At 42.2% G+C, this 12684-nt stretch carries 11 protein-coding genes; 6 read left to right on the forward strand and 5 right to left on the reverse strand.

Annotation, left to right across the window (positions count from 1 at the left end):
* The first annotated feature begins 31 nt into the window (after nt 1-31).
* Nucleotides 32-1624 carry a cobyric acid synthase gene (locus H9647_RS00890; RefSeq protein WP_191798598.1) on the forward strand — a complete coding sequence of 531 codons (1593 nt, stop codon included), beginning with the start codon at nt 32-34 and terminating at the stop codon, nt 1622-1624.
* A 625-nt stretch (nt 1625-2249) separates the two neighbouring features.
* Nucleotides 2250-3644 (forward strand): L-cystine transporter, encoded by a 1395-nt coding sequence (locus H9647_RS00895; protein WP_191797308.1) that lies wholly within the window; start codon nt 2250-2252, stop codon nt 3642-3644.
* Nucleotides 3645-3756: 112 nt separating this feature from the next.
* Here the strand turns inward: H9647_RS00895 and H9647_RS00900 are convergent, their stop codons facing one another.
* Entirely contained in the window at nt 3757-4848 is a 1092-nt protein-coding gene (locus H9647_RS00900) for a M24 family metallopeptidase (protein WP_191797310.1), read from the reverse strand.
* Nucleotides 4849-5068: 220 nt separating this feature from the next.
* Here H9647_RS00900 and H9647_RS00905 point away from each other — a divergent pair, with 220 nt between their 5' ends.
* Both H9647_RS00905 and H9647_RS00910 read left to right on the forward strand, forming a co-directional pair.
* Nucleotides 5069-5929 (forward strand): SDR family oxidoreductase, encoded by an 861-nt coding sequence (locus H9647_RS00905; RefSeq protein ID WP_191797312.1) that lies wholly within the window; start codon nt 5069-5071, stop codon nt 5927-5929.
* 109 nt (nt 5930-6038) lie between these two features.
* Nucleotides 6039-6584: a GNAT family N-acetyltransferase gene (locus H9647_RS00910; protein ID WP_191797314.1), complete on the forward strand. Its 546-nt coding sequence runs from the start codon at nt 6039-6041 to the stop codon at nt 6582-6584.
* A 44-nt stretch (nt 6585-6628) separates the two neighbouring features.
* On the opposite strand, the gene H9647_RS00915 is transcribed toward H9647_RS00910, so the two are convergent.
* From H9647_RS00915 to H9647_RS00925, 3 genes are all read right to left on the reverse strand, one after another.
* Nucleotides 6629-7066 carry a threonine/serine exporter family protein gene (locus H9647_RS00915; protein WP_191797316.1) on the reverse strand — a complete coding sequence of 146 codons (438 nt, stop codon included), beginning with the start codon at nt 7064-7066 and terminating at the stop codon, nt 6629-6631.
* A 69-nt stretch (nt 7067-7135) separates the two neighbouring features.
* Nucleotides 7136-7882 carry a threonine/serine exporter family protein gene (locus H9647_RS00920; RefSeq protein ID WP_160032494.1) on the reverse strand — a complete coding sequence of 249 codons (747 nt, stop codon included), beginning with the start codon at nt 7880-7882 and terminating at the stop codon, nt 7136-7138.
* Between the two features lie 231 nt (nt 7883-8113).
* Nucleotides 8114-9031, reverse strand: a complete 918-nt coding sequence (locus tag H9647_RS00925) for an ArsR/SmtB family transcription factor (RefSeq protein WP_191797318.1) — start codon at nt 9029-9031, stop codon at nt 8114-8116.
* A gap of 364 nt (nt 9032-9395) precedes the next feature.
* On the opposite strand from H9647_RS00925, the gene H9647_RS00930 reads away from it, so the two are divergent.
* Nucleotides 9396-10346: a glycoside hydrolase family 43 protein gene (locus H9647_RS00930; RefSeq protein ID WP_191797320.1), complete on the forward strand. Its 951-nt coding sequence runs from the start codon at nt 9396-9398 to the stop codon at nt 10344-10346.
* 328 nt (nt 10347-10674) lie between these two features.
* Entirely contained in the window at nt 10675-11682 is a 1008-nt protein-coding gene (locus tag H9647_RS00935; protein ID WP_191797322.1) for a glycoside hydrolase family 43 protein, read from the forward strand.
* Nucleotides 11683-11766: 84 nt separating this feature from the next.
* On the opposite strand, the gene H9647_RS00940 is transcribed toward H9647_RS00935, so the two are convergent.
* A complete protein-coding gene (locus H9647_RS00940; protein ID WP_191797324.1) occupies nt 11767-12618 on the reverse strand; it encodes an FG-GAP repeat domain-containing protein in 852 nt (283 codons plus the stop codon).
* Nucleotides 12619-12684 lie beyond the last annotated feature (66 nt).

Genomic DNA, 12684 nt, shown 5'->3' on the forward strand with positions numbered 1-12684 from the left:
AAAGAAAACACAGGATCGAGCCGCTGTTCTTATGCTTCAAGGAACCGCATCGGATGTCGGAAAGAGCATTGTTACAACGGCGCTGTGCCGCCTTTTTTTACAGGATGGATATCAGCCAGCTCCATATAAATCGCAAAATATGGCGCTTAATTCTTATGTCACCCTGGATGGGAAAGAAATTGGAAGAGCGCAGGGAGTACAAGCAGAGGCTTGCGGTTTGCCAGCGACAACCGATATGAATCCCATCTTGATTAAGCCAATCAAAGATATGCATTCTCAGATTGTTGTCCATGGGGTACCGAAGATGCAGATGAGCGCGATGGACTATAGGAATCACTTTTTACCGCAAGCGAAAACTATTGTTCTTGATGCCCTGGATCGTCTGCGGGAACAATATGATATTGTGCTGATGGAGGGGGCAGGAAGCCCTGCGGAGATAAATCTGAAAGACAGAGATATTGTAAACATGAATTTGGCGGGCTGGGCAGATGCACCTGTCCTGCTGATATCGGATATTGACCGCGGCGGTGTATTTGCTTCGCTAGTAGGGACACTTGAACTGCTTGAACCGCACGAGCGGGCAAGGGTAAAAGGCTTTATTATTAACAAGTTTCGCGGAGATCTCGCTCTGTTGCAGCCAGGGCTTGATTGGCTTACGGAACGTACGGGAATTCCAGTACTTGGAGTGCTGCCATATATTCCAGAACTACGTATTGAAGCTGAGGATTCGGTTGTGCTTGATGAACTGCAATATCGCAGACAAAAAGAGAAAGAACTTGATATCGTCGTCATTCGGTATCCCCGAATTTCTAATTTCACTGACTTTGATGCACTGGGCTGGGAGCCTGATGTGGTTGTACGCTATGTCAGTAATGCGGATGACCTTGGCGAGCCGGATGTTATTATACTGCCCGGTACGAAGGATACGATCAGCGATCTGGCCTTTCTTAGAGAAAGAGGACTAGACCGTGCGATTACCGAGGGGTGGCGCGAACGTGAGGTCCAGCTTGTCGGGATTTGCGGCGGATACCAGATGCTAGGGGAAAGATTGTTTGATCCTTATGCTGTTGAGAGTGAAACAAAGCAAGCGGAAGGACTGGGACTACTGCCGCTTGTCACTACCTTCTCTAAGGAGAAAAGAACGGTTCGAGTGAAAGGTATAGTTGCGAAAGAGTGTCCACTCCGAGTGGATGAGAATAAGGAAACACGCCCTACGGTAGAAGCATATGAGATTCATATGGGAATCACAGAAAGTGATGAGTCAGCTCGAACAGCTCGATTACGAAGTGAAGACTACAGACCGCTATTTATTCTGAATACAGAAACAAAAGAAGTAGAGGCAGATTCTTCTGCAGAAGGAATAGAGAGTGTACACTTGGAAGGATGTGGATCGGCAGATGGAAAAGTATGGGGAACCTATCTGCATGGTCTCTTTGATAATGATGAATTCAGGCGTACATGGCTTGATGGACTTCGCTTACAGAAAGGACTTCCACCGATTGGTGAAACTTTTCAAGCGGCTGTCTACAAGACACAGGAGTTTGATCGCGTAGCTGAGATTGTCCGTAACCATCTTGATCTAGATCGAATATATGAAATAGCAGGATTACGTAAAAACAGATGACATAGATAGTTTCTGAAGCGAAGTTTAAAGTTTGGAAAGAAACGATGAAAAAGAGTCGCGATGATCCAGAAGTTTGTCTCTGGTAAACGTGGCTCTTTTTTTAGATAGGGTAAGGTAGAGATGAATAAAGTAAACACTGAACGGCTGCTAAATTTCCTCGTGCTATGGAGTTGCTATGATTACTAAATTTATGATAGGTACTGTGATCTTTCGTATAACCCATGATGTAATGATCCATCCTATACAAAATGTCAGCCTGTCGAATCATACAATGCAAGAAATGAACTGATTTGAAATTTAGGGATAAGGAAAAAAATGTATATTATTTTATCTGACTAACCTGATGTTGAGAGGGCTGTGCGAGAAAAAAATGTGGAAATATGCTGTTGTTAGGCTGTTTGTATTCTATTTTAATAAAAGTCTACCTGTTTAATTGGTTTTATGATATAGTATGGATTATTATTAAAAATTAACCTAGACGCAAAGACCTAGATTATGCAGATGCCATTCTTTTATTTGTTTTCCCTATTGGATTAATGGGGTATATATAGGTGATACATGACAGAAGCAATAACCGAGTCTGAACGTTAGAGTTCATTAGATGATGTGGAGGGAAATAGTTATCATGGAAACGTTGCAGGTTATTATCAACGTGGCAGTGATGTTGGTTCTTGTCGGCATCCTGTATCGCATGCAAAAGAAACATATTTCTTTTACGAAGCGAGTATTCACCGGCCTTGGTCTAGGACTGGTATTCGGAATTCTTCTTCAAGTTATATATGGAGCTACAACAGGTATAGTGAAAACCAGTGTTGACTGGTTTAATATTATTGGGTCTGGATATGTAGGGCTCTTGCAGATGATTGTTACTCCGCTGATTATGGTATCTATTATTTCAGCGATCATGAATCTGAAGGGCAATCAGAATATTGGAAAAATGAGTGGTTCTATCATCGGAACACTCCTGATCACAACTGCGATCGCAGCAACCATTGGTATTGGAGTTACTCAAATGTTTGGTCTTGAGGCTATTAATATCGAAAGTGGTGAAGCGGAACAAGCGAGAGCAGACCGTCTGGAACAGCAGCTTGGCGATGTTCAGGATTTGTCCATTCCTCAGCAGGTACTGGAATTTATTCCGACCAACCCTTTTGCTGATATGACGGGTGAACGCCGTACGTCAACCATTGCGGTTGTTATTTTCTCCGCTTTTGTAGGTGCAGCAGTTCTTGGACTGGATCGTAAGAAACCAGAACAAGCAGATACATTCCGTAAACTTGTCAATTCGTTATACGCAGTTGTTATGCGAATTGTTACGTTAGTATTAAGACTGACACCATACGGGATCTTGGCACTAATTACCAAGGTCACGGCAACAACCGATGCCCAGGAGATTCTAAAGCTCGGGGAATTCGTAATCGCATCGTATGTAGCACTGATTCTGATGTTTATCGTTCATTTGATTCTTGTTACTGTATTTGGATTTAATCCAATTGCTTATACGAAAAAAGTCATTTCGACTTTGGTTTTCGCCTTTACTTCTCGTTCGAGTGCGGCATCGATTCCGCTGAATATTGAAACACAAACGAAGAAACTCGGTGTATCCCAAGGGATTGCGAACTTGTCAGCTTCGTTTGGTGCAACCATTGGTCAGAACGGATGCGCAGGGATTTATCCCGCCATGCTGGCTGTAATGATTGCTCCTACGGTTGGAGTAACGATGGATTGGCAGTTCTACGTAACATTGGTACTCGTTGTTATGATTAGTTCCTTCGGTGTTGCCGGTGTCGGCGGAGGAGCTACCTTTGCTTCTCTCATTGTTCTTTCTACGATGAATCTTCCTGTCGGTCTTGCCGGCCTGTTGATTTCGGTAGAGCCACTGATTGATATGGGACGTACTGCACTTAATGTCAACGGTTCGATGACAGCAGGTCTCGTATCCAGTAAGATGCTGAAAGAAAACGATCAAGAAATTTTCGACAAAGCAAACTTTGATTTGGATTCAGCACACGAAGGATAAATTAGTTCTAGTAAAATAAACCTGAAAAGGTGCCTCTTTTTATGAGCATGATACTCGTAAGAAGGGGCACCTTTTTCATTTTCATATATAACAGCTGAGTTATACTTGCAGATTAGCCTAGAATCTGAAGTTCTTTCGGGAAGCTAGTTAACAACTCAACACCGTCCGCAGTCACAATAACTTCATCTTCAATCCGGACACCGCCGAGACCTGGGATATAAATACCTGGTTCGATCGTAAAGGCCATTCCTTCGGTCAACAATTCCTGATTCGCACCATGAACAGAAGGATATTCATGTACATCAATACCAAGGCCATGTCCAAGACGATGGAGGAAGCGATCACCATAGCCAGCATCGATCGTTACTTGTCTAGCAGCCAAATCAACGGAAGCTAAAGTTACACCTGGTTTCACACTTTCAATTCCTTTTAGATTGGCCTCCAGCACGGTATTATACACCTTTGTCTGTTCAGGAGACAGTTCTCCAAAAGCAAAGGTACGAGTGATATCAGAAGCATATCCATTGACATATACGCCCATATCAAACATCAGCAGGTCACCGTAAGCAAGTTTACGAGTGCCAGGCACACCATGAGGGAGTGCAGTGTTTGGTCCACTAAGGACCATCGTATCAAAAGAAGGACCGGAAGCGCCGAGTTTTTTCATTTGGTATTCCATTTCAGCAACAAGTTCAACCTCGGTCACGCCTTCTTTTACGTGAGTGAGTCCTCTGCGAAGCACTTCTTCAATCATATTAGCGGCAACTTTCATTCGTTCTACTTCATGAGGTGCTTTACGAACGCGCAGTTCACGTAGAAGAGGACCGATATCCACAAATTTTTTGGCTTCCGCATATTGAACAAGTTCTTCATATCTGGACAAAGATAGATGATCTTTCTCAATTCCGAAACTGTTCATCGTACGTGGAAGGTATTTTTTCAAAATATGATAAGGGTTATCTGTATCTTGATGAGTGACGATATTTTTTACAGTCGAAGCTGCTGAAGCTGCTTCTTCATCAAGGCTCGGTACAATCAAAGTGGGTTCTTCCCCTTGTACCAGAACAAGACCAAGGAAACGTTCATGAGGGTCGCTTGCAAATCCCGTCAGATAGTATACATGTTTTGGATCGGTAATGAGAACGCCGTCTAGTGCATGAGTGGTTATCGCTTGATTCAGTAATGAGATAGGTTGTTTTGTCATTATTCGTTACCGCCTTTTCTTTCAGTATCAATATCTATTATAAAGCTTCTCCACAAAAATCCCAAAAGAGAAAAAAATAAATAGATCGATTCCTTGTAATTCTATCATAGTCCTCTTGTTAGATGGCTTTGATCTGCTTGATCACTTGTTTTCTTTTGTGATTCGTTTCTTGTATGATAATAGTAAGGCATGTCTGTTTCCACCCGAAAGGATGAATGGAATGAATACAAAAATAGCAATTGTTACCGGTGCCAATTCAGGAATGGGACTAGCCACTTCAATGGAACTCGCGCTACAGGGATACCATGTTGTGATGGCCTGCAGAAATGAGGAAAGAGGACGTATAGCTCTGAAAGAAGCGATCACGGCCACGGGATCAAAACAGATTGAATTAATGAAGCTGGATCTAGGATCTTTACATAGTATAAGGAGTTTTGTCTCTGAGTTTACAGCCAACCATCCTAAACTTGACGTTCTTATTAATAATGCAGGTGTTGTCTGTTTAAGAAGAGAAGAGACTTCAGATGGGTTTGAAATGACACTCGGTGTGAATCATCTGGGACATTATTTATTAACACGATTGCTGATTCCTTCCCTTAAGGCAGCGGCCGAAGCCCGAGTCATTAACGTTTCTTCAGGCGCTTATAAGGTAGGGAAGATTCACCGGGAAGACCCCAATTTAAAGAAACGTTATCATGTGATTAAAAGTTATTCGCAATCGAAGCTCGCAAACATATTGTTTACGAGAGAGCTTGCTGAACGCCTTCAAGGGACGAATATAACCGTAAATGCACTGCATCCAGGAGCGGTTGGAACGAATATCGGAATTAATCGTACAACTGGATTTGGAACAGCCATTATGGCGATGGTGCGAAAAATCCCTTCATTCCTTACTCCAGAGGAAGGGGCTAGAACAGCGATTTATCTAGCCGTTCATCCTGAAGTAAAAGGGATCACAGGAGAATATTTTTACGAGCAAGAAATTCAGGAACTTAAGCCTAACGCATTGGATAAGGAAACAGCTACTTTTTTATGGAACTGGAGTGCACAGCAGACGGGACTGCCTATTGAGATAGAGTGAAGCGATTAACTAGGAATGGTTCCTAAAGGAATCAAGCCGATTTTCGTATTGATCATTCACAGGTGATTCTGATAATCTAGGGATTATATTTAGAATATGAGATTGCTGGATGAATGTAAGATACTGGACGTGGGGGAGACTGCAATTGAAGGAACCAACGATTGAATTTAGTTATGCACAGCGGGATGATTTACCTGATATTGTTGCTATTTATAATTCTACGATTGCAGGGCGTATGGTGACAGCAGATTTGCAACCGGTTACGGTAGAGAGCCGCATTCCATGGTTTGAAGAACATACGCCAGATAAGCGTCCCCTGTGGGTCATGAGAGTGGACGGACAGATTGCAGGTTGGGTAAGTCTGAGTTCCTTCTATGGGAGACCAGCCTATGATGGTACAGCGGAAGTAAGTGTTTATGTTGATGAAGCTTACCGGGGAACCGGTGCAGGAAGCAGACTCATGGAAAAAATCATTCAAGATTGTTCACGTCTTCAGGTGACGACCTTGCTCGGATTTGTATTTGGACATAATAAGCCTAGCCTGCGGTTATTGCAAAAGTTCGGGTTTGAACAGTGGGGATACTATCCTGAAGTCGCTGTACTTGATGGAAAAAAACGCGATCTTGCCATCCTTGGCAAGAAACTGGATGCTTAAATAAGAAAACTCGCTCTTTCTATGGAGAAAGGCGAGTTTTTTTGTTATGACTTTACTTTTCTACGGAAGGCTTGGTTAAGCACTTCGGACAGAACTAGTCCAACAGCAATGGTTCCTGCAAGAATCAGAGCTTTTGCTGCGTGTTCTACTGCTGTTGAATAATCATTCTGTACAAAATACCGCATGGCATTATATGAAAGGCCGCCGGGTACGAGAGGAATAATGCCGGCCACGCTAAAGATAATAACAGGTTGTTTGTATTTTCGAGCAAAAAACTGGCTCATAACGCCAATGACCACCGTTGCGGCAAGAGTAGCGGAAACAGCTTGATATCCAGGCTCGATTACAAAATAAATAAGCCAACTCAGCATGCCGACCGTTCCGCACGGGATTAACATATTTTTGGGCGCGTTAAAAATCAGGCCGAATAGGAGAGAGGCAATAAAACTGGTAAGTCCCTGTTCGATGATCGGAATAAGCATAACACCTGAAAACCTCATCTTTCTTTTCATCACATATTTATAAAATAATACAAATTATCACGGCTTGGTTTACATTAAGGTAAATACCACAGCAACCCCTGCCCCAATAGCGAAGGCTGTTAAAAAGGCATCCGCCCCTTTGGACAATCCCGATACGAGATGGCCTGCCATCAGGTCCCGAATTGCATTGGTAATGGCAAGACCCGGAACAAGAGGCATGACAGAGCCGATAATGATCTTGTCGAGCTCTTTACCTGCTCCGATATAGACGAGAAACAGGGATAACATTCCAATGATAAAGGAGGCAATGAACTCTGAAAAAAAGCGAACTTGTACAAGTCGCTGAAATAAACTTACGGCAGCATATCCTGCTCCTCCGCAAAGAATGGCAGGTAAAAAATCAACCCATTGTCCTTGAAACATAATCGTGAAGCAGCCACTTGCTAGTGCAGCAGCAGCCGTTCGCATTGGGACACTAAATTGAACGGAAGAACATTCGATATCTTTTAATTTATGGTAAGCTTCGGAAGGATTCAGCTCTTGATTTCCAATCATTCTGGAAACGTTGTTGACAGCTGACACCTTGTGAAGATCGGTTGTGCGTTCTGAGATTCGAATAATTTTGGCAGGACTGAGTGAATCGGTAGAGAAAAGAATTCCTGTCGGAGTTACATAACTATTGGAATTTGGCATTCCGTACGCGGAAGCAATTCGCATCATCGTATCCTCAACTCGGTAGGTTTCAGCCCCACTTTGAAGCATGATTTTTCCGGAAAGCAAACACACCTCGATAATTTTAGTCGTTATGTCGTTCATGTCTGTCGTTATCGATGGTTCCAGTTTGTCCAAAATCGTTCTCTCACTTTCTTTATGTAGGTTTTGATTACACATTGTATCATAGTTTTTTCATTTTCCATAAGAAACCGAAAACTGCCAAAACGCCTGTGTTCTTTGCAATACCGATAGGCGGGTATCGTGAAGAAAGCAGGCGTTACATACGTGCAATTCATGGAATTTACGAATGATAAATGATCAATAATTTACGAGTTATGAATGATCAATATTATACAGTACACGAGCGAGAATATCCTGACTATAGTTCCCGAAATTTTTACCATAGAGAGTGAGTCCTCGTTTGTTCGTGTTTCCTTCTGTTACGGCAATCCGAAGAAGAATGTCGCTCTTGTAATGAAGACCAATATGGCTGAGTGTAACATCAGATATGCGGCAACCATCGATAAAACTTCCTTCTTCATTAATTCGAATCAGCTTCAGCATACCATATTGGTTCAAATGTGGCGGCCACCAATCTGGATTAAATGTACCTTTTGTATCACCAAAATCGCCAGGACTTGTCCAGCAGCCGATCTCAATACCATTCACATAGAAATAAATATCAGAAGGGTAGTTATTATTAAAGCCTGGTGCCTCGGAGCTCAGCTCCATGGAGAATTGAATTTCGCTGAAGGTTTCATTTGATTTCAAGTAGTTTGGAATCCGGTATTCCAGAAATCCTTCTGACAGCCAGATGAGTTCAGCATCTATTCGCATCGGATCTGCGAAATAACGAGGTTCATCAAAATCACCAACAATGCTGTCTTTTGTAGCTAGGCCGCAGGTAGGAACAGCATAGTAGTTGCTGAAATGTCCAACTTTAACCTCTACCTCATAGCGGTTATGGACTTCTTGACTTCGAAGATCCACCATCAGCTTATCTTCATTCAAATAACAGATCTTTTGAATACCGTGTTTACCTACGGCCGTGTTGATATTAATAAGGCCGCTCTCCTCCAACTTTTTGATATGCATCGTCACTGCTCCGTTTGTAAGCTGAAGCCGATTCGCGATATCGTTAAGGTTAAGGCTTTGATGATGAGACAACATTTCTATAATTTGAATTCGAACTTCCGAACTAAGCGCTTTGAAGATGGGGACCCCAGACATTAAATCTTTTATATAGATCATGATAAAATCCTTTCCCAGCAATGAAAAAGACTGCATCTGCGGTCTCATATCTCATTACGAGTTTAGTTGAAATAACTTTAAAGAAATGACAAGCAATATAGTAGTAATCATACAACAGATCGCTACATAAAAGAAATAACGGAAGAACGTTATTCCACAAGGGATAGATCGTTACAAAGCTGCTTACTTCATCATATTCTAATCGATGAAAAAGCTAGGAACAACCATTATTTGAAAATAAAATAAAAGGAAAAAATGCCCTTGTCAAAAAATGAAAACGCTTTTATAATCTGGGAAGCCTAAACTATTTTATATAAATGGAAAGTAAAATAGGTTAGTCCAATCATATGAAGGTGGTGTAATTATGAAAAAAGGCAAGAAATGGTTAGTTGCAGGTCTACTCGCAGGTTCGCTATTGGGTCTAAGCTCACCGAGTTTTGCTGCATTCTGGAATGTAACAGGAGATACGGGTGTTCATGATCCTAGTATCATCAAGGAAGGAAACAGTTGGTATACTTTTTCTACAGGCCAAGGAATTCAGGTATTAAAATCCGATAATGGCACTCAGTGGTACCGGGTTCCGCAAATTTTCCTAACTCCGCCTTCGTGGTGGAAGACCTATGTACCGAACCAGACTACGAATGACGTATGGGCTCCAGATATTCAGGAGTACAACGGCAGAGTATGGCTCTATTACTCCATTTCTTCCTTTGGTTCTAATCAGTCAGCAATCGGACTAGCTTCTGCATCAAGCATAGGTGCAGGGCAGTGGAGAGATGACGGACTTGTACTTAGAACAACAACATCTAACAATTATAACGCAATTGATCCGAACTTGGTTATCGATGCTGCTGGTGACCCTTGGCTGGTGTTCGGTTCTTACTGGAGTGGAATTAAGCTGACGAAGATTGACAAGAATACGATGAAGCCAACAGGCAGCATCACATCCATTGCAGCAAGACCTTCGAACTCCGGAGCGATTGAGGGACCAAGTATGGTATACCGAAATGGATATTATTATCTTTTTGCTTCCATCGACAGTTGTTGCCAGGGTGTGAATAGTACTTACAAAATGGTCTACGGACGTTCCAAAAATATTACCGGTCCATTTGTAGATAAGAATGGGGTAGATATGCTGAATGGCGGGGGAACGATACTTGATTCTGGAAATAATAAATGGAAAGGCCCAGGCGGACAAGACATTTACGGCACGAATATCATTGCCAGACACGCTTACGATGCAGAAGATAATGGTAATCCTAAACTGTTGATTAGTGATCTGAATTGGGACTCGAATGGATGGCCAACATACTAAAATCCAACGTTTTTACTCTTTATATTTATATTTATGTAAAATGATTTAAAAAAACGTTGAACAGTCTTCTAATATTTGTTACATTATAAAAACAAACAAAGTGAATTACACATTGTTATATTTTATAGGATCTAGAAGTTCTAGGCCTATTGAAAGCTTGTAAGATGCCTTCTCCACGAGACCAATGTATACGTTTACAGTAGTTTAGGGAGAAGGCTTTTTTAAGATATGGGGAAGAGTACTCTATGATTTGTGTCCGCTTCCTTATATCTCAAGAAATAACCTTATAAGATGGTATACACAATATTTACGAGGAGAGATATAAACTATGAGTTTACAACAGAATCCTTTGCAGTGGAATAATCCAGTCGTGGCCCAGCGTGCAGATCCTTGGGTATACTTGCATGAGGACGGTTATTACTATTTTACAGGTTCAGTTCCTTCCTATGACCGAATTGAAGTGCGACGTGCAAGAACGCTAGCTGAGCTAGCAGGAGCAGAACCCGTTGTAGCATGGAGAAAATATGAAGCAGGACCGATGAGCAAAAATATTTGGGCACCGGAAATCCATTATATTGATGGAAAATGGTATATCTATTTTGCAGCAGGTCAAGCGAGAGAAGGAGAAGTGGATCACTCTTTCCGTCACCGTATGTACGTTCTTGAGAACGAATCTCCAAATCCACTCGAAGGAACATGGGTAGAGAAGGGGCAGGTGATGACCGAGTGGGATAGCTTCGCACTGGATGCTACGACTTTTGAGCATCGAGGTAAACTATACTACGTATGGGCACAACAAGATCCTAATATTAAAGGGAATTCTAATCTCTACATATCCGAAATGGAAAATCCATGGACGCTTAAAGGCAAGCAAGCAATGATTACTACACCGGAATACGACTGGGAAGTCATTGGGTTTCTAGTGAATGAGGGAGCAGCTGTACTGAAGAAGAATGGTAAAATATTTATCAGCTATTCAGCCAGCGCTACAGATCATAACTACAAGATGGGTCTTCTCACTGCTTCTGAAGATGCAGACCTACTCGATCCAGCTTCCTGGATCAAGAACAAGGAACCTGTATTTGAAACGAGTGAGGCAAATGGACAATATGGCCCAGGCCACAATAGCTTCACTACCTCTCCAGATGGAGAGACGGATATTGTGATCTACCATTCAAGAACTTACAAAGAGACGATTGGTGACCCGCTGTATGATGGAAACCGTCATGCAAGAGCACAAATTATCACCTGGAACGAAGATGGTACGCCTAATTTTGGTACACCTGTTGCAGATGGTCCTATTTCTTTACAACAAAAAGAGCTTGTTAAAGGCTAATACAGAAGATACACATGATAAAAAGAGGACTCTTATCCGAGCACATCGGACGAGAGTCCTCTTCATTATATTGAGAATAGATTTTTATAGCTTGGGTACCACGAGATCTGTGCCATATACAGCCACCCACTGATTCATAAAATTCCACCCGCCATCTTTGTAAGTAAGGACATTTTGAACATATCCGAACCGATCTGCATTATACTGCCCCATAATTCCTTGGAAGATAAGAAGTTCATAAACTCCATTCTGATCAAAATCCACAGGGAATACCCCGCTTACGGGCAAGACGTCGCCTTGCAGTGGTTGCTTCAGCTTGCCATTCTCGTTATAAATATCCGATAAGTAGTCACTTCCGCGGGAGGAGATATCAATAAGATACGATTGCCGGTTATTTAAGCTCGTTACGCGCACCCGGTAATAATCAAGATATTCTACGGTGTACTTCTGTTTTTCGTTATATTGATTGGTATCAAAAAGAGTACGGAGCACCGCCTCTTTATAAGTATAGAGGAAGTTATATGTCATTGCCCCCGAACCTCCGGATTGAATGGAGATAAATAGATCCGGTATGCCATCCCCTGTAAAATCTCCGGCAAAGAGTGTAGGGCTGTAACCGGACTTTTCTGGGAGAGGAAAAGAGGCTTCTGCTCCCGTACTGCCACTACGAATAAGGAGAGTAATATCCGTTACATATTCGCTGTCAGGTGCGCTTTTATTCCAGGCAAGTCTTGCAGTATCAACAGTGCCATCTCCGGTAAAGTCACCTGTAACGATCGGAGATTCATGCTCAAATGGAGCACGTTCGTTACGATAGTTTTGAAGAACGTAAGTATAGGTGGCATACGGAGCAAATACGGTCTGACTGCAGGGCTGAAGACCTGCACGATAGCAATGTGTGGGTGCGTAGAAGTATGGATTAGGATGTATCATCATATAGAGGATCCTCCATCTTTTTTACAACAGCCTATGTTCGAACTTCAAGATGGGTGAATGCCCTGA

Source organism: Paenibacillus gallinarum (genome assembly GCF_014836635.1).
In the GTDB taxonomy this organism is placed as follows: domain Bacteria; phylum Bacillota; class Bacilli; order Paenibacillales; family Paenibacillaceae; genus Paenibacillus; species Paenibacillus gallinarum.

Coding starts and splice junctions, on each gene's coding strand:
- H9647_RS00890 (WP_191798598.1), top strand. CDS start 32: ATGCTTCAAGGAACCGCATCGGATGTCGGAAAGAGCATTGTTACAACG.
- H9647_RS00895 (WP_191797308.1), top strand. CDS start 2,250: ATGGAAACGTTGCAGGTTATTATCAACGTGGCAGTGATGTTGGTTCTT.
- H9647_RS00900 (WP_191797310.1), bottom strand. CDS start 4,848: ATGACAAAACAACCTATCTCATTACTGAATCAAGCGATAACCACTCAT.
- H9647_RS00905 (WP_191797312.1), top strand. CDS start 5,069: ATGAATACAAAAATAGCAATTGTTACCGGTGCCAATTCAGGAATGGGA.
- H9647_RS00910 (WP_191797314.1), top strand. CDS start 6,039: ATGAATGTAAGATACTGGACGTGGGGGAGACTGCAATTGAAGGAACCA.
- H9647_RS00915 (WP_191797316.1), bottom strand. CDS start 7,066: ATGCTTATTCCGATCATCGAACAGGGACTTACCAGTTTTATTGCCTCT.
- H9647_RS00920 (WP_160032494.1), bottom strand. CDS start 7,882: ATGAACGACATAACGACTAAAATTATCGAGGTGTGTTTGCTTTCCGGA.
- H9647_RS00925 (WP_191797318.1), bottom strand. CDS start 9,031: ATGATCTATATAAAAGATTTAATGTCTGGGGTCCCCATCTTCAAAGCG.
- H9647_RS00930 (WP_191797320.1), top strand. CDS start 9,396: ATGAAAAAAGGCAAGAAATGGTTAGTTGCAGGTCTACTCGCAGGTTCG.
- H9647_RS00935 (WP_191797322.1), top strand. CDS start 10,675: ATGAGTTTACAACAGAATCCTTTGCAGTGGAATAATCCAGTCGTGGCC.
- H9647_RS00940 (WP_191797324.1), bottom strand. CDS start 12,618: ATGATGATACATCCTAATCCATACTTCTACGCACCCACACATTGCTAT.